General features: G+C 61.8%; 19 protein-coding genes. 11 read left to right on the forward strand and 8 right to left on the reverse strand.

Going from position 1 to position 19803, the window contains the following annotated elements:
- The first annotated feature begins 62 nt into the window (after positions 1-62).
- Positions 63-1415, forward strand: coding sequence for a CotH kinase family protein (locus tag SJY18_RS10585; RefSeq protein WP_396667532.1), 1353 nt, complete (start codon positions 63-65; stop codon positions 1413-1415).
- A 58-nt stretch (positions 1416-1473) separates the two neighbouring features.
- Here the strand turns inward: SJY18_RS10585 and SJY18_RS10590 are convergent, their stop codons facing one another.
- Together SJY18_RS10590 and SJY18_RS10595 are read right to left on the reverse strand one after the other, a co-directional pair.
- Entirely contained in the window at positions 1474-2094 is a 621-nt protein-coding gene (locus SJY18_RS10590) for a DUF305 domain-containing protein (protein ID WP_363584668.1), read from the reverse strand.
- 3 nt (positions 2095-2097) lie between these two features.
- Positions 2098-3078: a YHYH protein gene (locus SJY18_RS10595; protein WP_396668907.1), complete on the reverse strand. Its 981-nt coding sequence runs from the start codon at positions 3076-3078 to the stop codon at positions 2098-2100.
- A gap of 124 nt (positions 3079-3202) precedes the next feature.
- On the opposite strand from SJY18_RS10595, the gene SJY18_RS10600 reads away from it, so the two are divergent.
- Together SJY18_RS10600 and SJY18_RS10605 are read left to right on the forward strand one after the other, a co-directional pair.
- The gene (locus SJY18_RS10600) at positions 3203-4408 is read left to right on the forward strand and encodes a GDSL-type esterase/lipase family protein (protein ID WP_396668908.1); all 1206 of its coding nucleotides are present in this window, start codon (positions 3203-3205) and stop codon (positions 4406-4408) included.
- Positions 4409-4548: 140 nt separating this feature from the next.
- The gene (locus tag SJY18_RS10605) at positions 4549-6573 is read left to right on the forward strand and encodes an alpha-amylase family protein (protein WP_396667533.1); all 2025 of its coding nucleotides are present in this window, start codon (positions 4549-4551) and stop codon (positions 6571-6573) included.
- A gap of 23 nt (positions 6574-6596) precedes the next feature.
- Here SJY18_RS10605 and SJY18_RS10610 read toward each other — a convergent pair whose 3' ends face one another.
- Both SJY18_RS10610 and SJY18_RS10615 read right to left on the reverse strand, forming a co-directional pair.
- The gene (locus SJY18_RS10610; protein ID WP_396667534.1) at positions 6597-7970 is read right to left on the reverse strand and encodes a sulfatase-like hydrolase/transferase; all 1374 of its coding nucleotides are present in this window, start codon (positions 7968-7970) and stop codon (positions 6597-6599) included.
- A gap of 91 nt (positions 7971-8061) precedes the next feature.
- The gene (locus SJY18_RS10615; RefSeq protein ID WP_396667535.1) at positions 8062-8679 is read right to left on the reverse strand and encodes a hypothetical protein; all 618 of its coding nucleotides are present in this window, start codon (positions 8677-8679) and stop codon (positions 8062-8064) included.
- A 110-nt stretch (positions 8680-8789) separates the two neighbouring features.
- Here SJY18_RS10615 and SJY18_RS10620 point away from each other — a divergent pair, with 110 nt between their 5' ends.
- From SJY18_RS10620 to SJY18_RS10635, 4 genes are all read left to right on the forward strand, one after another.
- The gene (locus tag SJY18_RS10620; protein WP_363584658.1) at positions 8790-10067 is read left to right on the forward strand and encodes an extracellular solute-binding protein; all 1278 of its coding nucleotides are present in this window, start codon (positions 8790-8792) and stop codon (positions 10065-10067) included.
- Between the two features lie 86 nt (positions 10068-10153).
- Entirely contained in the window at positions 10154-11116 is a 963-nt protein-coding gene (locus SJY18_RS10625; RefSeq protein WP_363584656.1) for a sugar ABC transporter permease, read from the forward strand.
- Positions 11106-12011 (forward strand): carbohydrate ABC transporter permease, encoded by a 906-nt coding sequence (locus SJY18_RS10630; RefSeq protein ID WP_396667536.1) that lies wholly within the window; start codon positions 11106-11108, stop codon positions 12009-12011. Before SJY18_RS10625 ends, SJY18_RS10630 begins: the two co-directional genes overlap by 11 nt.
- Positions 12008-13069, forward strand: coding sequence for a hydroxyacid dehydrogenase (locus SJY18_RS10635; protein WP_396667537.1), 1062 nt, complete (start codon positions 12008-12010; stop codon positions 13067-13069). Before SJY18_RS10630 ends, SJY18_RS10635 begins: the two co-directional genes overlap by 4 nt.
- 44 nt (positions 13070-13113) lie before the next feature.
- Here the strand turns inward: SJY18_RS10635 and SJY18_RS10640 are convergent, their stop codons facing one another.
- The 4 genes from SJY18_RS10640 to SJY18_RS10655 form a co-directional block, all read right to left on the reverse strand.
- A complete protein-coding gene (locus SJY18_RS10640; RefSeq protein WP_363584650.1) occupies positions 13114-14136 on the reverse strand; it encodes a LacI family DNA-binding transcriptional regulator in 1023 nt (340 codons plus the stop codon).
- A gap of 61 nt (positions 14137-14197) precedes the next feature.
- The gene (locus SJY18_RS10645; RefSeq protein WP_396667538.1) at positions 14198-15199 is read right to left on the reverse strand and encodes an ROK family protein; all 1002 of its coding nucleotides are present in this window, start codon (positions 15197-15199) and stop codon (positions 14198-14200) included.
- Positions 15200-15293: 94 nt separating this feature from the next.
- Positions 15294-15980, reverse strand: coding sequence for an aquaporin (locus SJY18_RS10650; protein ID WP_396668909.1), 687 nt, complete (start codon positions 15978-15980; stop codon positions 15294-15296).
- Between the two features lie 8 nt (positions 15981-15988).
- A complete protein-coding gene (locus SJY18_RS10655; RefSeq protein ID WP_363584646.1) occupies positions 15989-16339 on the reverse strand; it encodes a metalloregulator ArsR/SmtB family transcription factor in 351 nt (116 codons plus the stop codon).
- 86 nt (positions 16340-16425) lie between these two features.
- Between SJY18_RS10655 and SJY18_RS10660 the strand changes: the two genes are divergently transcribed.
- The 4 genes from SJY18_RS10660 to SJY18_RS10675 all read left to right on the forward strand — a co-directional run bounded on the left by SJY18_RS10660 (position 16426) and on the right by SJY18_RS10675 (position 19788).
- Positions 16426-17745 (forward strand): FAD-dependent oxidoreductase, encoded by a 1320-nt coding sequence (locus SJY18_RS10660; RefSeq protein ID WP_396667539.1) that lies wholly within the window; start codon positions 16426-16428, stop codon positions 17743-17745.
- Positions 17746-17777: 32 nt separating this feature from the next.
- Positions 17778-18650: a metalloregulator ArsR/SmtB family transcription factor gene (locus tag SJY18_RS10665; protein ID WP_396667540.1), complete on the forward strand. Its 873-nt coding sequence runs from the start codon at positions 17778-17780 to the stop codon at positions 18648-18650.
- A 62-nt stretch (positions 18651-18712) separates the two neighbouring features.
- Positions 18713-19129, forward strand: a complete 417-nt coding sequence (locus tag SJY18_RS10670) for an arsenate reductase ArsC (RefSeq protein ID WP_363584640.1) — start codon at positions 18713-18715, stop codon at positions 19127-19129.
- Positions 19126-19788, forward strand: coding sequence for an arsenate reductase ArsC (locus SJY18_RS10675; protein ID WP_396667541.1), 663 nt, complete (start codon positions 19126-19128; stop codon positions 19786-19788). The genes SJY18_RS10670 and SJY18_RS10675 overlap by 4 nt, the downstream gene beginning before the upstream one ends.
- Positions 19789-19803: the final 15 nt, after the last annotated feature.

Raw genomic sequence — 19803 nt, forward strand, 5'->3', positions numbered from 1 at the left:
GCGCTTGCTCGAACTCAGCCGATCCCTAAGTCCTGCTCAACCACGTGCGATTCAGTGGTGCCATGACTCCAAAGAAGAGCTGGATTTCACTGGCGATCGCAGGAACAAGCCTCGTTGTTGTCGGGGGGCTTCTATTAGCGAGCGCAAACGTTTCAAGCTCCGCGTTCACCCTGGACGCGGAGACGGTCGAGATCGACGCTTTGAACGTCGAGGCTGCATCTGTGGGCACGTCCGCGTTCTGGGATTCCAGTCAGGTCCACTCGATCTCGCTGTCGTATGACGACGCGGACTATGACGCCATGATCGCGACGTACCTCGACACAGGCGAGAAGGAGTGGATCACCGCGACGGTAGTGATCGATGGCACGGTCATTGACAATGTCGGACTCAAGCTGAAGGGGAACTCGTCGCTGCGAGGGTTGTCCACCGATGCGGACGCCGAGCTCAGCGCCGAAGACCCGGCCTCTTTGCCTTGGATTATCAATCTCGACAAGTTTGTCGACGACCAGGACTATGACGGAGCAACCGAGTTCGTTGTGCGGGGCAATGCCACTGAGACGGCTTTGAATGAGGCTCTCGCTCTCGAGCTGCTCGAAGCGAGCGGCCTCGCCGCCGAGCAGGCTGTGGCCGTCGAGTTTGAGATCGATGGCGAAAGCTCACTTCGGCTTGTCATAGAGAATCCCAACAATTCATGGGCTGACCGCGAGTTCGACAACGCCGATGCGCTCTACAAGGCCGAGTCCGGTGGGGACTATTCGTACCGCGGGGATGATCCCGCCCAGTACGACGAAGCATTTGACCAGGAGGCAGGGGACGACGATCTCGAACCCCTTACGGCATTTCTGCAGTTCATCAACGAGTCAGATGACGAGACGTTTGCAGCGGAGCTTGATCAGTGGCTCGATGTCGAATCCTTCGCCACCTACCTCGCATTTCAAGAGCTCGTTGGCAACTTCGATGATATTGATGGGCCCGGTAACAACTCGTATCTTGCCTACGACGGCGACACCGGTTTGATGACAGTTGTGTCGTGGGACCTCAACCTCTCGTTCGGCGTCACGAACAACGACGCTGCCGGGGCGCGACAGCCCGGCGGGTTGCCGTCGGCCAGAGAACTGCCCGAGCCCCCCGCGGATGCATCGGCACAGGGCGGTGACACCGTAGAGGGCGCTGGCGGCGGCGCGCAGGGGAGCAACATTCTTTCGCAGCGTTTTCTCGAGAACACCGAATTTTCGGCGGCCTACGAAGCCGAACTCGATCGACTCTCAGAACTGCTGTTCACCTCGGGTTTTGCCCAGTCAGCGCTTGACGAGTGGAGCGAGGCGCTCACAGCCGACGCATCAGGCTTGGTGGCATCGACCGTTGTGGCTGAAGAAGCGGCGAGCGTCATGCAGAACTTTCCACTAGCTAGCTGAATTCAGACGAAAGTGGGCGTCCCAGAGGGGGACGCCCACTTTCGTGTAACGGGTGCGACTATGCGTATGTCGTCTCGAGCAAAGAGTCGAACATCGCGATCTCGTAGGACTGCTGAGCTGACATCTGCTGCGCTATCGTCTTGACGCGCGATATGGCAGCCATATCGACTGCCATATCGGCCATATGAATGCCGCCCACATGATGTGTGCGCATGAGCACGAGAAACTCGCGACCCTTGTCGATGCCAGTCAGTTCTGCAAGAGCGCGCATCTCGTCAGCACTTGCGAGACCGGGCATCGTCTCGGCGGGCATTGACATTCCCATCCAACCCATGACTTCAGACGGTGGAGCTGTGCTCTGACCCCAGCTCGCGAGCCAGGCGTGCAGGAGTCCGCGTTCGTAGGACTGGTTCTGCAGTATTTCTGCTGCTGAGTTCTGCACGGAGCCGCCCGTGTCGCTGCCCAGCACGCGTTGGCACATTGCGAGCGCCTGCTCATGGTGGAAGGCCATATCGGTACAGAAGCCGATGTCTGCCTCATTGGGGGCGTCGGCACTTTCGGCCGCGACGGTAGTGCTCGTCGTGCAGGCGGTGAGCCCCGCACCAACGAGCGCGGCTGCCGAACCTACGAACAAGCCGCGACGGCTGGTGACGCGAGTCGCTGACAAATCGTGCCTCACGCGCTAGCCCTGGCCTCCGCCGAGGCGAGGTAGTGCGTCTTCGCTGACTTCACCGTGGTAGCAGCCCAAGATGTAGGGAAATGTCGGGGTCGTGTAATAGCGGTACTGTCCATCGCTATCGACTCGGCCATTGCACTGGTCGAGATCCCCCGAGCCCTCGACATAGCTGTGCGCAGCCCAGGTGTCCGTCGCGAAGAGGCTTTCATCGGTGAGCTCCCAACTGCTGGCGAGTTGAGTCATCGACGAACACTCGTCGTCATCGCAGATGAGTCCCGACATGATGGGGTACCCGTCAGCAGCCCATCCAACGAGAGTCGGATCACCGGACTCGACCTCTTCGGCGGAATAGAGACAGTCGACGCCCTCAGCCCAGCCGAACAGGTGCATATGAAAAGCGGTGGGGCCGTTGTGGCTGCCACACTCAGACAGCGCGCCGGCGAGAGAGAGCACATCTCCGCCCGTTCCTTCTGTGGGGCCGTAGATCGGCACTCCGTTGACGGCTACCGCAATGGAACCAAGCCGGGGCACGTCGTCAGGGCTAGGGTCTGCTGCTTCCACCGGGCTCTCGGGAAGCACGTATGTGCTTTCGTCCTCAGAGGGTGATCCGGGAGTCGTTGCGACATACACGTAGTCGGGGATCGAATTGGTGACCACTACGAGCGAATCACCGTCACACGACGCGGTGAGGGAGGGGTCGGGCAAAGCGGCATTCGCTGACGTCACGTCGCGGAACGTCGCCGCCATGGAATCGCAGTCGCCGGTGATCGGGCCAGCGGCAGTCTCGACCTCGATGGTGGGCATTGCTGTTTCTTCCACCGACACGTCGGTTGTGGGCTCTGCTGTGGAATCTGCTGTCGTCGCAGCGGCGCATCCTGAAACGAGCAGCGCAAGAGTTGCCATTGCCGCAATGGAGGCGGTGCGCGCGTGACGGATTGGTGGAATATTCACTGAAAGACCCTTCGGGTAGGTGCTCGCGGTCAGCATACTCACGCCGCCTATGCGCCTGCTCCATTCGCCGCACCTCAGGCAGAGCCGGTGACGAGATTCATCCCATGATTGGATGAAGGGTCTGGCAAAGAATCAGTGTGGAGGATGTCAGGTGACAAATATGTCGGTATCGCGCGAGTCGAAGCGCGAGTTGATCAACGTGCCTTTGCGAGACGGACCAGTCACTGTGCGCGGCGCTGTGTGGATTGAAGAAACCGCGCAAGGGGTCGTTCCCCGAAGGTTCTTGCAGCCCGCGTCAGAACGAATCGTTGACGACTTCATGCGTGCGGCCATGGTGCAATCGACGGGAGTGCGACTGGCATTTCGCACGGCCGCGACCCGCGTACAGCTAAGGGTGTTCGCCACCAAACTCGCTGATTCTGTGGACGCCCCTCTGGCGCCCGCTCTCTATGACATCTGCGCCGACGGCGAAGTAGTGAGTGTCGCTTCATCGTTGGATGGCGCACGGGTCGTACTTGCCAACCGAGCGCTGGATCAGACGATCGCTGGCGACGAGGTGAGTTTGGCTTTCGCCCTTGACGGAGTCGAGCGCGACTACGAGCTGTGGCTGCCCTACTCCGACGAGGTCGAGTTGCGTGAGTTCAGTGCGGACGCGCCGGTGGTGGCGGTGGCTGATGACCGCACCCGTCCGCGATGGGTGCACCACGGCAGTTCGATCAGTCACGGGTATGTGGCGTCTAGAACCACGAAGACGTGGCCAGCGCAGGTCGCTCAGGCGTGCGCCCTCGACCTTGTGAACCTGTCGTACACCGGCAACGCGGTGCTTGATCAATCAACCGCACGCACGATTCGCGATACGCCGGCAGATGTGATCACCGTGAAGCTCGGGATCAATATCGTCAACGGCGACAGCATGCGCCTGTGGGTTTTTCGCAGCGCTGTGCACGGCTTCCTCGATACCATTCGGGAGGGACAGCCAGACACACCAATTCTGGTCATTTCACCAATCTGCTGCCCGCCTGTCGAGAGTGTTCCAGGCCCGACGCTGCGTCAAGGGGCCGGAGAATCGTCGTGGACGGTGACCTCAGGCCAAGCCCGCGAAGTTGCCGAGGGAAAGCTCAGCCTTGAGGTGATTCGTCGTGAGCTGAAGGAGATCGTCGCTGCGCGCGCCGCAACGGACCCTCACCTGGCTTACCTTGACGGCTTGCAGCTCTACGGGGTCGCCGACAATGCTCGGCTACCGATGCCCGACAACCTTCATCCCGCTGACGATGTCAACACCCTGATCGCCGAACGATTCGTGTCAGCCGCCTTCGGTGAGGATGGCTGGATGCCTGCCGTCGAGCTGCAAACTCGCATGGACTAAGACAAGTCATCCGACGCTTTTGGCGACGAAGCCGCGGGATTTGATCGCTATTGGCGAATTCTGGGCTTTGACATCGTAAAACATCCAATGTTTATATTGACCGACCTCGCACTGTCGAGCGTCAGATAGGACCTGTCTCGATGCGTGACACAGCGCCCCAGTCAGCGGTCGCCGCCCGTGAAGAGCCCTTTCTTCCTCGGCGGTCGGTTCACCTTGACTTTCATACCTCGCCGCTAATCCAGCCCGTAGGCAATGAGTTCGATGCGATCGAGTTTGCGGACCGCTTTGAACGTCTCGGCGTTGACTCTGTCACGCTCTTCGCAAAGTGCCACCACGGTCAGTTGTATTACGACACTGACCGCCCTGAGCGCCACCCAGGATTGGGCTCACGAAACCTGTTGCGAGAACAGGTTGAAGCGCTCCGCACGAAGGGCATTCGCACTCCGATCTATCTCAGTGTTCTCTTCGATGAGCATGCGGCTGCGATGCGGCCGGACTGGGTTGCGCTCGACGAACGACGCGAACTCTTGCGCGTCGACAGCCACGGCGTTCCCGGGTGGCACATCCTTGACATGACGAGTCCGTACCGCGACTATCTCGCCGATCAGATCACCGATGTGCTTGAGCAGTTTCCAGACGCTGACGGATTCTTCTACGACATCTGCTTCGACCAGCCTGGGTTCTCGCCCAGCTTCCGCGAGGCGGTGCGAAGGCTGGGACTCGATCCCGACAAAGAAGCAGATCGGGGCCGTGCCGCACAGGCAGTCTCGCATGACTACATGGCGCGATACCGAGACATGGTGGCAGGTGGCGTGGGGCACGATGGTCGCGCTCGCAGCATCTTCTTCAACTCCCGCCCGCGCCTGCACCTGGCGGCGGAGAAGGAGTTCTGCACGCACGACGAGGTCGAGGCGCTGCCGACCGGTGGGTGGGGGTACGCATACGCGCCCTATGTGGCGCGCAATGTGTTGCCCGTCCAGCCGCGAGCGCTGGGCATGATGGGGCGCTTCTTCGGCAGCTGGGGAGACAGCGCCAGCATCCACCCTGAAGCGGCGCTCATGTATGAAGCGATGCAGATGGTCTCTCTCGGTATGGGAATCTGCATCGGGGATTCCCTGCCGGCTTCCGGCCGCTCGCATGAAGCAGTGACCGCGAGGCTTCAGGGCCCGTTTCGCTATGTCGAAAAAGTCCAGGATGCGACCAAGGGTTACGACCGCGTCGTCGAGGTGGGGGTCGTTCGCCCAGTTCCGACCGGTACCGACGTTCACCAGGTCGACGCACCTACTGCGGGTGGCCTGGGTGCTCTTCGTGTGCTCGGCGAGATGGGCCTGGGTTTCGAGTTCGTCGCTCCAGGAGCCGATTGGCAGCGCTACGCCGCAATTGTCGTGTTGTCTGGCGTTCGCCTCGATGCCGAAATGCGCGCAACGCTCGATGAGTTTCTCGCAGCGGGTGGATCGGTCTTGTTCTCAGGTGTGGAGCAATCCGACGATGATTGGAGTTCGAAGAATCAAGGCCTCACCCTCAGTGATACGGAGGGTTTCGCACGAGAGTTCTTCAGACCAATCCCGGCCTTGTCCGGTCTTCCTGACTTCGACTTTGTGACGCCCGGCACCATTCGTCGAGCGACAGTTGCAGAAGGTGCGCAGGTGCTCGCGACGGTCACCGAACCCTTCTTCGATCGAACAGCCAGCACCTTCAGCGGTCACGAGTACACGCCCGCGGGAACGGCGACCGATTATCCGGCTGTCGTGGTGAACGGCAAAGTTGCCACCGTGCTGTTTCCACTGCTCGAGGCTTACGGCGAGCTCGGCGTGCCCGAGTACTCTCACCTCGCGGTGGCGGCGTTGCGGGCCATTCTGCCGACACCGGCAGTGCGGGTCAAGAACGCTCCGAGCCACCTCGAAGTTGCGCTGCATGCGACACAGGAATCGAAGCTTGTCCACCTGATTAGCTTCCTGCCAGCGCGCCGCTCGATGTCAGAGATCGAGACGGTGCGCGAGCCCGTGCCAGTGATCGATCTGACCGTGTGCGTGCGCTCAGAAACTCGGCCGACCTCCGTAAAGCGGCCGCTCGACGGTGGTGAGGTCGCCTTCACTTTTGTCGACGGCTACGTCGAATTCGATGTGTCGTTTTCGAGCGGCCACACCCTCGTCGTCGTGGACTAGAGAGCCCGTGCCAGCAACCGCATTCATCCGTGGGCGTGACGCGTTGCTTCCACGTCGTCAAACCAGGTGTGCAGCGCGTTCGTCATAGACCTCACGCGATGAGGCTCTTCGCCCGATACATCCTGCGTTTCCCCGGGGTCGCGGCGAAGGTTGAAGAGCATAGGGGTGGATGCTTCCGGGGGAGTGAATTGTGGAATGGGTGAGCTGTCGAGTTCTTGGGGCGCCTCTTCGGCAGTCTTGATTTCAGCGTCGCGGTCGAGGTCGCTCTGGAGGGCATCGAGCGTTTTCTCCCACGGCGGAAACACCAGCTTCCAGTCGCCGTCGCGCACGGCGGAATTCGATTCAGCGAGCGGCGTGTATCGCGTCCACTGCCAGAAGCGCACGGGCGATTCTGCTGCTTCGCCTCGGAGCGCCGGCAGTTGGCTCACGCCGTCGAGCTGTGCTCGTGAGGCGGGTGCACCGGCAGCTTCGAGCAGGGTGGGCATCCAATCGACAAAATGGATCAGGTCATCGCGAACGACGCCACCGTCAAGACCATCTGGCCACCGCATGATCATCGGCACTTTGATGCCACCTTCGAACGCGAAGGTCTTCGAGCCGCGCAGTCCTTCGTTGAATCGGTGGGTCGAATCTTCGCCCTCACCGTGAAGGTCGGGGCCATTGTCGCTGGTGAACATCACGATGGTGTTGTTCGTGAGTCCTAGCGCCGATAGGTGCTGCAGGAGCGCATCAACGCCGTCATCGACCATCGCGAGCATGGCATAGATGGTCGCCACCGCGCGCGACACCTCACCATCTCGGTAGAAGCGTTCGATGAGACCCTCGGGTGCTTGCAAGGGAAAGTGCGGAGCGTTGTAAGCGAGGTGCAGGTAGAACGGTTCGTGGGCATGTCGACTGACAAAGTCAACGGCCTCGGCTGTCAAGACCTCGGTCAGGTGTCGGCCGTCACCGGTGAGCCGGGAGCCGCCCTTCTCGATCCGCCAGTCCCAATAGTCTTGCCATCCCCCTTGAAAGCCGACGAATTCGGCAAAACCTCGGTGGGTGGGATGAAACGCTACGTCGAATGCGCCGTTGTGCCATTTGCCGACAAGTCCAGTTGCGTATCCGAGTCCGCGCAGGTCTTCTGCCATGGTGCGCTCACCGACGGCCAGCCGGTCGGTCCCGCGTGCCTCCATCGTGTCAATCACGCCCGTACGCTGCGGGTAGCGCCCGGTCAGGAGCGCCGCTCGGGCCGGGGCGCACACCGGCGAGCCCGAGTAGTGCTGGGTCAAGCACAGTCCGTCAGTTGCCAATTGGTCGAGGGTGGGTGTGGCCGAGGCGCCACCGTTGCTGCTCGACAGATCACCGATACCCATGTCGTCGACGACGATCTGAATGATGTTTGGAAGACGAGTCATGGGTCCTGTTCTTTCGAAGGCATCCGCCGAGCGCGCTAGAGGCGGGTGAATGCCCTCCAGGGTGACATGAGATCGAAGAAATGGAAAGCGATTACCATCCGACGGATTGGCGGGCAGGGCGCCCCCATGCACGCCATGAGATCTCGACGAGCGCGCCGCCGATGGCGACGATTCCCACGGTGGGCAGATACACCGCCAAAATGACCGCAGCGACAGCGGCAGCGAGCGCCAGAACGCTCACGAATGGTCGTCGCACGGCCAACTGCACGGCGCGAACCAAAGTTTCGCGCCGACTGATTCCCGCCGTCGCGGCACTCGGCAGAGCGAAGAGGATCATCGCGAACGCGACGATGATGAATAGCACCGCTGCGATCATGATGACGCTCAATGGTGCGGGCGCGACGAGCCAGAATGCCGTGCTAATCCAGCCGAAAATGCCCACAATTATCGCGATCGGGCCCACCGCCCAGAGCGTGCGAAAGTGCGCACCAGTCCCACGGAAAAGGGTTGTGATCGGGGTAGAAGGGCCACTCGTACTCACCTGTGCTCGCGCATCGATTGCTGCTGCTGCAGCTGGGGCCGCAGTGACCACGCCGAGAAGCAGCACAAGCAGACCCAATGAGATCATGATCATGTCACCAATCACAGTGAGCATGCCCACGATCGTGTGTGCCCGCTTCGGGGAGTGGGGTGGCGTCGCCGCAGTCATTTCACCAGTCTTGCATCACGAATCGATCACAGGGCATTGACTTACGGTATGCGCTTTCCGTATGGTGATGGAAATCGCATTCCCCACCACGCAGTCACAAGGAGGTTCTCGTGGAAATTCGCTCACGGTCCATTGCAGCAGTTGCAGCTATCGGTGCGGTCGCACTGGTTGTCGCAGGGTGTTCATCAAGCGGCGAAGACGCTGCTTCGGAAGACCCCACAGAAGTAACAGGCACCATCCGGGTGCTCACGCCCAGCTACCCGGCCAGCAACGAAGGCACTGCAGCGTTCGACGAGGTCGTCGCTGCTTTTCAAGAGGAGTACCCGGGCGTCGAGGTAGAAGCAGACTTCGCCACGTTCGCTAACCTCAACGAGAAGATCTCGACATCGCTCGCTGGCGGTCAGCCCTACGATGTTCTCGTCACCGGCATCGGCTGGGTGCCCCCGTTCGCATCGCAAGGTGCCTTCCTCGACCTCGGCGAGTTCGGCGTTACCGAAGACACGGTCGCCGCTGATTCCAACCCGGCAGTGCTGCCAGCCGTCACGTACGACGGTGATGTCTATGCCTACCCCTTGATCATGGGGGCGAAGCCGGCGGCGCTCAGCCGTTCGGCGTTCGAAGCAGCGGGCCTCGACCCCGACTCGCCGCCGCAGACGCTCGCGGAGCTGGGCGAAGCTGCCGAGGCGCTCACCGTGCGCGAAGACGACGGCACGATTTCGCGCGTAGGTTTCGACTTCTGGGCGAGCCCCAGCAACTACCGCCACTCGTACACCACCATGCTTGGCGCCCTTGGCCCTGACCTCTACGAAGACGGTGCTCCCGGCTTTGACGGACCAGAGGGTGCGGAAGCGCTTGACTGGATCGATGACATGATCAACGACGCCAACGTGATCGACTACGGTCAGTCTTCCTCATCTGGCTCTCCGCTGATGTACTCCGGCGAAGCTGCCATGGGCTTCGTGGGCGGCTACATTGACTGCGAAGCAGTCACGCAGGAAGTGTGCGATGACATGGTCTTCTTCAACGTCGCCGATGAGCGCGAGGTGCTGTTCACTGGCGGCCAGGTCGCATCGATCGGTGCAGGCACCGACCTTCCCGAGGCATCGTGGGCCTTCATCGAAGCGATGTCAACGCTTGAGGCTGAATCAGCCATGGCCGCGATGAACTTCGCAGTTCCCGCAATCGCAGGAGCTGAGAATGCTGACGCTGTGACGAGCAACCCGGCGAGCACCTTCGTCTACGACAACCTTGAGTACGTCATCTTCGAGGGCGGCGCAGCCAACTGGCTTGACATTCGCGACACCTGGAACACAGAGCTTGACAAGGCGCTGCTTGAGCAAGCTACGTCGGCCGAAGTGCTCGAATACCTGGCCGCTGAGTCCGAGTAATCCGAACCAGTTCAAAGACCGCGGGGGTCAGAGCCTAGGGTTCTGACCCCCGGCAGTCTTCGGATGACAACACAAGGAGGCTCGCGATGACGATGAGCATCGACAAGTCGAGTACCGCAGACGAATCATCGGGTCGTTCGGCGAGTTCCCGCCCCCCGCGCCGGCGCAAGCACTCAGGCATGGTGCGCGCGCAGCGTCGCGCTGGATACGTGCTGATGGCACCGGCACTGTTCAACATCTCACTCTTCTTGGGACTGCCGCTCGTGCTGGCATTCGTCCTGAGCTTCACCGACTACGGCTTCTTCGCTGATCCTGAGTTCATCGGCTTCGCCAACTATGTAGAGCTCGTGCAGGATCCTGACTTCCGAGTCTCGGTCGTCAACACGATCATCTACACGATCATGGTCGTCCCCTTTGCGATGGGGCTGGCTCTCGTTATCGCACTGGCACTCAACATGGCTATTCGCGGACGTTCTATCTATCGCGTGATGTTCTACGTGCCCGTTGTGACCGCAACGGTGTCAATCGCCACAGTCTGGCTCTGGATTCTGAACCCGAGCTATGGACTCGCGAACGAAATTTTGGGGCTCTTCGGGCTGCCGCCCGGTCGCTGGCTCACGTCACCTGACACGGCGCTCGCAAGTCTGGCCATGATCGGCATCTGGCAAGGCCTTGGCACCAAGATGGTGCTGTACCTGGCCGCCCTCCAAGGTGTCGACCCTGCGCAACTCGAGGCTGCGAAGCTCGATGGCGCAAACAAATGGCAGACCTTTTGGAACGTCACATGGCCCGCTCTTGGGCCGGCTCACTTCTTCGTGTTTGTCACATCGATCATCGCGTCGTTCCAGGTCTTCGATCTCGTCTACGTCACCACCCAGGGCGGTCCCGCTAACGCAACGCGCGTGCTCGTCTTCGACATCTATCAAAACGCATTCTCGAAGCTTGACCTGGGCTACGCCTCCGCCGAGTCGGTGTTCCTGTTCATTCTGATCGCGATTTTCATCGCGGCGGGTCTGCGTCTGCAAAGGAGCAGTGCTGATGACAACTGAGGTCATTCGGTACCCGAGTACCAAGAAACGCTCACCGGGCGCCCGTCTCGCTCGCGCGCTCTTTTACATCGTGCTGTCAGTTGCAGCATTCGCCATGGTGTTGCCGTTCATTTGGATGGTGCTCACATCGCTGAAGTCGCCGGCTGAAGTCAACTCGTTCACATGGCTGCCCACGGAGTTGGTCTGGCAGAACTACGTCGACGCGATGACGGCCGCGCCGTTTGTCGACTACTTCCGAAACAGCTTTATTCTGGCCGTCGGTCAGACGTTTTTGACGCTGGTGTTCGCCACGGCCGCGGGTTACGCACTCGCCAAGCTGCCGATCCCGGGTGCGAAGTACTGGCTTGGCTACGTGATTCTGCTTCTGATGGTGCCGTTCCAAGTGGTCATCGTTCCTCTCTTCTTGGTGGTCAAGCAGATTCCGCTCTTCGGCGGCAACGACATCTTCGGGCAGGGTGGTAGCGGTTGGCTCGATACCTGGTGGGGTCTGATCGTTCCGCTCGCGGTCGGCCCTCTCTTCATCTTCTTGTCACGCCAGTTCTTCACGTCATTGCCCGATGAGCTAGCGGAAGCGGCACGCATCGACGGGGTCAGCGAGTACGGAATCTTTGCGCGCATCATGCTGCCACTGGTGCGCCCCGCGCTGGTGACGATCGCAGTGTTCCAGTTCGAAGCGTCGTGGAACTCGTTCATCTGGCCGCTCATCGCCACAAGCTCTCCCGACCTGCGCCCGTTGCAGTTGGGTCTCGCGATCTTCGCACAGGACGAACTAAACGTGCAGTGGAACTACCTCATGGCTGGCGCGACGCTCGCGACCGTGCCGATGATCATCATGTTCATCTTTGCCCAGAAGCAGTTCGTGCAGGGACTGGCGAGTTCGGGGTTGAAGGGATGACCGACGTGCGCAGCGCCGAGAGCGCAGGCGTCAAACAGTCAGCGTCGAGCGGCAATAGCCGAATCGCAACTTCGGCGGGTCGCTATGCTCTCGCCCTCGGTTCGGAGTTGCTTGCTACGCGGCTCTTTGGTGACGATTTCGAACTTCTTGCTGACGTACCGGGCGAAGCAATGCTGCCGATTGTCACCGAGTGGGATGACGCGACCCTCGAACGGCTTGCCGAGATCGATGTGCTGATCACGGGGTGGGGCGCACCGCCTCTCACCGACCGGGTGGCCGACGCTCTGCCAAATCTGAAAGCCGTCGTGCACTCCGGCGGTGCGACCCACTCGCTGTTGTCGCCGCGAATGCAGCGTAAAGTTCGTCTATCGAGCGCGGGCGAGGTCAACTCGATTCCCGTCGCGGAGTACTCGCTGGCCATGATTCTGCTTTCGTGCAAGCAGGTGTTCCAGTCACAACGCCTCTTTCGCGATACTCGGGCTGCGATCAACCGTGAAGTCGCGTTTCCAGACGCTGGCAATTACGGCCAGACCGTCGGCATTGTGGGCGCGTCGAAGATCGGGCGTCATGTCATCGAGCTCTTGCGACCATTCGCACTTCGAGTGCTCGTCTACGACCCGTACCTCACTGAACAAGAGGTCGCGGAACTCGGAGTTGAACGTGTGCCATTGCTCGAGGTGATGGCGGCGAGCGACGTCGTTTCATTGCACGTGCCACTGAACGACGAGACCACTCATATGATCGGGGCGGAAGAGCTCGCCGCGATGGCGCCGGGGGCGACCCTGCTGAACACTGCTCGCGGTGGTGTCGTGGATCTCGACGCTCTTGAGCGCGAACTCGTGTCGGGTCGTATCGACGCGATCCTTGACGTGACCGATCCGTTCGAACCACTTCCCGCACATTCCCCGCTCTGGGATTGTTCGAACGTCATCATTACCCCCCACGTGGCGGGATCGATGGGGACCGAGCTGCGGCGGATGGGACAGCACGTCGTCGAAGAAGTTGCACGCGCCTTGCATGACGAGGAGTTCGTCGCGCCGGTCGACACCAGCCTGTGAGGGTACCCGCTGATTGCCGCGGGACTGCGTCGCGGCGGCTGTGATCATGGGCGACGAGGAGTGCTTGCACGCACGACCACGTGGCCGCTGATCACACTGAGCCGAGGTTCTTCGGCGCGATCCGTAGTGGCGAGGCGCAGGGCTTCGGCAGCGACCTCGTCCCACGGCAGGTGCACGGTGGTGAGACCCGGTGTGACATCCCTGAGCGCTTTGATGTCATCGAAGCCGGCCACGGCGATCTGCGAACTAGGAATCCCGGCATCTCGCAAGAAGCTGAGTGCACCCAGGGCCATGGCGTCGTTCACGGCAAAGATCGCGTCGATATGGATGCCGCGCCTGACGAGGTCGCCGGTGGCGGCGTATGCCGCTGAGCGGCTGAAGTCCCCTGTAATGATGCGATCGGCGGGCACCGTGATGCCGCCTTCGGCGAGCCCTCGCAGAAATCCGCTCGTACGATCGCGTTGCGTCAGGCCATCGGCGTAGCCGGCCAGAATCGCGAAGTTCTTGTACCCGAGCTCGACCATTGCAATGGCCAGGTCGTGTGCGCCCTGCACGTTCGCATAGGAGACGGTGTCGAAGGGGAGCCCTGCTTGGGTGATCATCACTACCCGCCCGCCCTCGGCTTCGTAGCGCTTGAGCGCATCGACAAGTGCCGGTATGCCGCGGTCGCCCATCATCCGACCGCCGATGGTCATCAGAATCTGCGCGCGTTGGCCACGTGCAGCATGCACCTCCCTGACGAGATCGTCGGACTCCGCGCCAGCGACGATCAGGTTGAGGGCAAGGCGTTCTCGTCGCGCAGCTTCTACGACGCCGGCCACCATGGGGTTCGCGTAGTCATCGGGCATGAGCTTCAACAGCAGTGTCACTCCGCGTTGGCGCCCTCGGGCTACCGCTTGTGCCGCAACGTTCGCGGAGTATCCGAGTTCGTGTGCGGCGGCGAGCACCTTTGCGCGATTGGCCTCTTTGACCGATCTCTCGCTGCCGTTCAGGGCTCGGGATGCTGTGGCCACCGACACGCCAGCTCTGCGCGCGACATCACTCAAGCGAGGTGGTCGGTGCTCCATTGCTCTTACGCTTTCCCTTCCGTGTGCAGGGGCTGTCTCTACCGTAATTGGAAGAGTTGTCTTAGTCGTGCCGACTCGACCCTTGGCGGCGGATGTCGTCGTGCGTTGTATCGAGAACAAGCAGGGCGGCGCCAACCAAGGGGGCGGTGTCGCCGAGCTGTGGGGCGATCACCGACAGATGTTGCGCGGAAGGCAGGACTGCGACCTCGCGCGCGCGGGACTGAACGAGGTCGAGATAGTCGAGCGAAACGTGCGAGAAACCACCGCCGATGATCACCAAACGGGTGGAGGTAAGCGCGCTGACTCCCGCAAGCGCCTCGCCGACTGCATGTGCTGAGCGAACGATGGCGGCGCGAGCGATCTCATCTCCTGCCGCAGCATCCCGAGAGAGATCTTCTCCGCTTGCGCCCTCCCAGCCCTGTGCTCGAGCCCAGGCCACGCTGGCCGGACCGGACGCAATTGACTCCAGCGTTCCCGTCTGGCCAGTACTGGCTACGTCGCGCCCCCACTCGCGCACGCGAAGCTGGCCAATGTGCCCGGCGTTGCCGTCTGCACCGGTGACAGGGATGCCGCCGGAGACGACCCCACCCCCGATACCGGTTGAGACCACCATGCAGATCAGGTCGTTCACGCCGCGACCGGCACCGATCTGCCATTCCGCAAGCGCAATACACATCCCGTCGAGGCCGAGCTCGACTCTCGTCCCTTCGGGCAAAAGCGAGGCGACGTGCTCGCGAACGGCAAAGCCCTGGAGGTGCGGCATGTTTAGTGGTGCCGTCGTTCCCGCCGATCGGTTGATCGGCCCGGCACTGCCGATTCCTGCGCCGACGAGAATCGCGTCGTCGGGCAACGCAGCAAGAGTGTCGGTGATCGTCGAGTGCAGGGCGGCGCGCATAGCGTCAACGGTGATGCCGCGTCCAGTGCTCGCACGCATGCGACTTGAAACAACGACGCGGCCGCGTGTGTCGACCAAGGCGGTCTCGACTTTCGTGCCTCCGATATCGACGGCGAGAGCAACCGAGGCGGTGGTTGCGGGCTCAGCGGAAGAAGTTTCGTGCACCATCCTTCCAAGGTAATCGCTTTCCATGGAAACGGAGTCCACGAGCCGCTGACTCAGGCACGTGCTCAGCAGCGCAAAGAATGGAGCGGGTGCGCGGTCAGCCCGTCGTTACCTGCTGAATTTCGGCCGGTCGAGGCGTGAACCACGCCACGAGGACGAGTCCCACCGCTGCACCGACGATTTGCGCGCCGATGTACCAGGGGGCCGACGCTGGGTCGATTCCCGCAAAGGTATCGCTGAAGATGCGGCCGATCGTGATCGCGGGGTTGGCAAAGCTGGTCGAGCTGGTGAAGAAGTATGCCGCGCCGATGTAAGCGCCAACAGCCCAAGGGATGACCGCTTGGCGATCCGTGCGCGCCAGCAAGAAGATGACCATGATGAGGCCTGCAGTCGCGACTACCTCTGAGATGAATGTCGCTGCAGTGATGCGGTCGGTCGTGCTGATGCTGATGGCGGGGTCGCTGAACATCGTGTTTGCGAGCATTGCCCCGCTGATACAACCCGCTACCTGCGCGGGTATATAGGCTGCTGCATCCGACCAATGCCTCCCGCCAATGACGACGTCGACGATCGAGACAACTGGATTGAAATGCGATCCACTGATGGTCATGAACATCAGGATCAGCACCGGAAGGCCGAGCGCGGTGGCGATGGCGTTCTCGAAGAGCTGTAGCCCGACATCGCTGGGCGAGAGGCGCTGCGCGGCGATACCGGAGCCGATCACGACGGCGGCAAGCCCCGCCGAGCCGAGAAACTCCGCGACGGTGCGCCGTGTGAGGTTCATTGTGTCGCTCACAGGTTCTGGAGGCTGTCAGCAGCGTCGGCCAGCGCATTGGGCACGAGCGAGTAATACGCCCAGGTGCCCCGTTTTGTGCGGTTGAGTAGGCCGGCATCCACCAGAACCTTCAGATGGTGGGACACTGTCGGCTGGCTGAGACCGACCGGATCGGTGAGATCGCATACGCATGCTTCGCCGCCCTGGGAAGCACCCACGATCGACAACAGGCGAAGGCGGGTGGGGTCGGCGAGTGCTTTGAGCCTGTGCGCGAGCCGCTCGGCGGCGTCGGCGCTGAGCGCGTCGCGCTCGAGCGGGGCTCGGCAGGCATCAGTGGCAGTCACGTCTTTGAGCTCAAGCGAGTGCATTCATCGATGATAGCGAATATTGACAATCATCGATGTGCAGGAGGAAACTAGATATCGATGAACTTCGATATAGGAGCGTACTTTTCATGACTCTCATTGACCTTGGTCGCCCGGTCGCCCAGAAGCGCCGCATCGACACTCTTCCGGTGGCGGTCATCGGCGCCGGCCCCATCGGTTTGGCCGCGGCCGCGAACCTTGCCGAGCGCGGCATCGAATTCACTGTCTTTGAGGCGGGTGACAGTGTCGCCGACAGCGTGCGCAAGTGGGGGCACATTCGATTGTTCTCGCCGTGGCGTCACCTCGTTGACCCCGCTTCTGCTCGCCTGTTGCAGGCGACAGGGTGGTCACACCCCGCCGAGGAGGCGCTACCCAATGGCGCCGAACTCGTTGAAGAGTATCTGATGCCTCTCGCCGCGCTGCCGGTGATGCACGACAACGTGCGCACCGGGGTCGAGGTGCTCGCGGTGAGCCGCGAGGGCATGGATCGCACTCGCACCCGGGGCCGCGCTGCTACCCCGTTCATGTTGCGCATACGCGACGCGCAGGGCGAGATTACCGACCTGCCCGCGCGAGCAGTCATCGATGCGTCGGGCACCTATCGCACTCCGAACAGTCTGGGTTCGAGCGGACTCGATCCACTCGGGCTCGCGGAGGTCGCCGATCTCGTTTCCCACGCGCTCCCGGATGTGCTCGGCACTGAGTGCCAACGTTTCGCGGGCCGTCACACCGTCGTTGTCGGCGCCGGGCACTCTGCCGCAAACACCCTCATCAATCTCGCGGCGCTCGCTGAGAAGGTGCCCGGCACGCGTGTCACCTGGACAATTCGAAATCGTGGCGCCGCGCGCGTGTCAACATCACCTGACGATGAGCTCGTGGCACGCGCGAAGATTGGCGGTCGTGTAGACACGCTCGTTGAGCGCGGCGTGATCGACGTCGTCGATCGGTTCGAAATCGTACGGCTCATGCGTGAAGGCGAGTCGGTGCGCATTGTCGGAAACCGCGGCGGAGAGCTCGCTGACATTGAGGCGGATGTCGTCGTCAATGCGACTGGCTTCCGGCCCAACCTCGACATGCTGCGCGAGATTCGCCTCGAGCTCGACGACATTGTGGAGGCGCCCAAGCGTCTGGCTCCGCTGATCGACCCGAACGAGCACAGCTGTGGAACGGTCGAGCCTCACGGATTTGCAGAGCTTCGCCAACCCGAAGACGGTTTCTTCATCGCGGGGATGAAGAGCTACGGCCGTGCTCCGACCTTCCTGCTCGCCACCGGCTACGAGCAGGTGCGCTCGATCGCCGCATGGATCGATGGCGACACGGCATCAGCCACGAAGGTTGAGCTGTCGTTGCCGGCAACCGGCGTGTGCTCAACGGACGGTGGCTCCGCTGGCGGGGGATGCTGCTCCTGACCCTCGCCTGAGAATCCCATAGGCTCTCATCTATGGATGCTGGGATCGACGAACTGCGGCTGCTGGCAGACCCGACGCGTGCTCGGATTCTTCAGTTGGTGCTCTCGAGTGACCAGTCCCGTTCGACCGTGACCGCACTGGCTGGTGCACTCGGCCTGACGCAGCCGACTTTGTCGCATCATGTGCGCGTGCTGCACGACGCTGGACTGCTAGCGCGACTGCCCGAAGGGCGACGGGTCTGGTATTCGGTGCCCGACGGTCACGTTGACCTGGTTGCGGCGTTGCTTCCAACGTCAGATTCGGCGGGCGCAACCGACACGCTCGATCGCATCATCGATGATCTTGGCGCCCGGTTCTCGGGCACTTTCAACCGTGACACCGTCGAACGCTACGTGGTGGAGACCGACGCGCTTCTGCAGGCGCAAGGTGTCAGCCGTCAGCGCTCGTCGAAGGTGGCCGGATTCGCGGCTGACAGGCTGACTGCTCTCGCGCATGAGGCCCTGGCAGACGATGACCGCCCGGAGGTGCTGTTCGTCTGTGTGCAGAATGCCGGGCGTTCACAGCTTGCGGCCGCGATTCTGCGGCACCTCGCCGGCGATCGTATTCGCGTTCGCACGGCGGGGTCGGCGCCCGCCGATGCTGTGCGAGGCGTTGTGGTCACCGCTCTCGATGAAATCGGCGTGCCGCTCGGTGGCGAGTTTCCGAAGCCGCTCACCGATGAGGTGGTCCGGGCCGCAGATGTCGTGGTGACGATGGGGTGCGGTGACGCCTGCCCGGTCTATCCCAGCAAGGTGTATCTCGACTGGCCGATCGATGATCCGGCGGGGCTTCCGCTGTCAGCCGTGCGCGTCATTCGCGACGACATAGACGCGCGGGTGCGCGATCTGCTCGCGACGCTCACATGAACAATCGGTGAAGCGATCAGCATCCGGTGACTAAAGCATAGATCGTCGTCTATGCTTTAGGTATGACTGAATCACCCACCGTTCTCTTCGTTTGTGTCCACAACGCCGGGCGTTCGCAGATGGCCGCCGGCTACATGCAATCCCTCTCTGGCGGTCGCGTCGAGGTGCTCTCGGCGGGCTCGGCACCCAAAGACCAGATCAACCCGATCGCCATCGAGGCGATGGCTGAAGAAGGCATCGACATCGCCAACAACACCCCGAAGATTCTCACGGTCGAAGCCGTGCAGGAATCTGACGTGGTCATCACCATGGGCTGCGGCGACACCTGCCCCATCTTCCCCGGCAAGCGCTATGAGGACTGGGAGCTCGAAGACCCCGCCGGCAAAGACATCGAGACCGTTCGCCGCGTGCGTGACGATATCAAGGCTCGCATCAGCGCTCTGCTCGCCGAGATCCTTCCGGAACCGGCAGTGTCATGACGATCCCGACCAACGGTCGCGGATTGCCCGGTCTGACGTACCCGGAAGCGTTTCTGGGCCGCCTCGCGGTCGAGTTGGGCGAGAAGTACGCCGGTACGTTCAGTGCCGAAACGGTTCAGCGCTACGTGCTCGATTCGTACACGGCGCTGCTTCGAACCTCGAAAGTCAAGGCGCACTTGGCGATTCAGACCAAGCATTTCGTGGGGGAGCGGCTGACCGCTCTGGCTCAAGTCGCCGGTGTCGCACCGCACGACCTGCCCGAAGTTCTTTACATCTGTGAGCAGAACGCCGGTCGCTCCCAGATGGCAGCCGCCATCACGGCACACCTGTCGAACGGGCGCGTGCACGTGCGCTCTGCCGGCTCACTGCCCGCGCACCAGCTCAACCCTGACGTTGTCACGGCGCTCGCCGAAGCGGGGATTCCGCTCGAAGACGCGTATCCGAAGCCGCTGACCGATGATGTGGTGCAGGCCGCAGACGTTGTGGTCACGATGGGTTGTGGCGACGCGTGCCCGATCTATCCAGGCAAGCGCTACGAAGACTGGCAGCTTGCAGACCCCGCTGAGCTAGACCTCGATGGAGTTCGTGGGGTGCGCGACTCGATCATCGAGCACGTCACATCTCTGCTGGGTGAGATCGCGGTAGCGCCTGCGGTCTAGCTTCTGCTCGATACA

Origin of the sequence: Microbacterium sp. R86528, from assembly GCF_044596335.1 — a bacterium.
In the GTDB taxonomy this organism is placed as follows: domain Bacteria; phylum Actinomycetota; class Actinomycetes; order Actinomycetales; family Microbacteriaceae; genus Microbacterium; species Microbacterium marmarense.

Bases quoted from the DNA above. Each gene is read 5' to 3' on its own strand.
- SJY18_RS10645 (WP_396667538.1), bottom strand. From the start codon at position 15,199: ATGGTGCACGAAACTTCTTCCGCTGAGCCCGCAACCACCGCCTCGGTT.
- SJY18_RS10615 (WP_396667535.1), bottom strand. From the start codon at position 8,679: ATGACTGCGGCGACGCCACCCCACTCCCCGAAGCGGGCACACACGATC.
- SJY18_RS10655 (WP_363584646.1), bottom strand. From the start codon at position 16,339: ATGCACTCGCTTGAGCTCAAAGACGTGACTGCCACTGATGCCTGCCGA.
- SJY18_RS10675 (WP_396667541.1), top strand. From the start codon at position 19,126: ATGACGATCCCGACCAACGGTCGCGGATTGCCCGGTCTGACGTACCCG.
- SJY18_RS10665 (WP_396667540.1), top strand. From the start codon at position 17,778: ATGGATGCTGGGATCGACGAACTGCGGCTGCTGGCAGACCCGACGCGT.
- SJY18_RS10600 (WP_396668908.1), top strand. From the start codon at position 3,203: ATGTCGGTATCGCGCGAGTCGAAGCGCGAGTTGATCAACGTGCCTTTG.
- SJY18_RS10660 (WP_396667539.1), top strand. From the start codon at position 16,426: ATGACTCTCATTGACCTTGGTCGCCCGGTCGCCCAGAAGCGCCGCATC.
- SJY18_RS10625 (WP_363584656.1), top strand. From the start codon at position 10,154: ATGACGATGAGCATCGACAAGTCGAGTACCGCAGACGAATCATCGGGT.
- SJY18_RS10650 (WP_396668909.1), bottom strand. From the start codon at position 15,980: ATGAACCTCACACGGCGCACCGTCGCGGAGTTTCTCGGCTCGGCGGGG.
- SJY18_RS10630 (WP_396667536.1), top strand. From the start codon at position 11,106: ATGACAACTGAGGTCATTCGGTACCCGAGTACCAAGAAACGCTCACCG.
- SJY18_RS10610 (WP_396667534.1), bottom strand. From the start codon at position 7,970: ATGACTCGTCTTCCAAACATCATTCAGATCGTCGTCGACGACATGGGT.
- SJY18_RS10670 (WP_363584640.1), top strand. From the start codon at position 18,713: ATGACTGAATCACCCACCGTTCTCTTCGTTTGTGTCCACAACGCCGGG.
- SJY18_RS10640 (WP_363584650.1), bottom strand. From the start codon at position 14,136: ATGGAGCACCGACCACCTCGCTTGAGTGATGTCGCGCGCAGAGCTGGC.
- SJY18_RS10595 (WP_396668907.1), bottom strand. From the start codon at position 3,078: ATGCTGACCGCGAGCACCTACCCGAAGGGTCTTTCAGTGAATATTCCA.
- SJY18_RS10605 (WP_396667533.1), top strand. From the start codon at position 4,549: ATGCGTGACACAGCGCCCCAGTCAGCGGTCGCCGCCCGTGAAGAGCCC.
- SJY18_RS10635 (WP_396667537.1), top strand. From the start codon at position 12,008: ATGACCGACGTGCGCAGCGCCGAGAGCGCAGGCGTCAAACAGTCAGCG.
- SJY18_RS10585 (WP_396667532.1), top strand. From the start codon at position 63: ATGACTCCAAAGAAGAGCTGGATTTCACTGGCGATCGCAGGAACAAGC.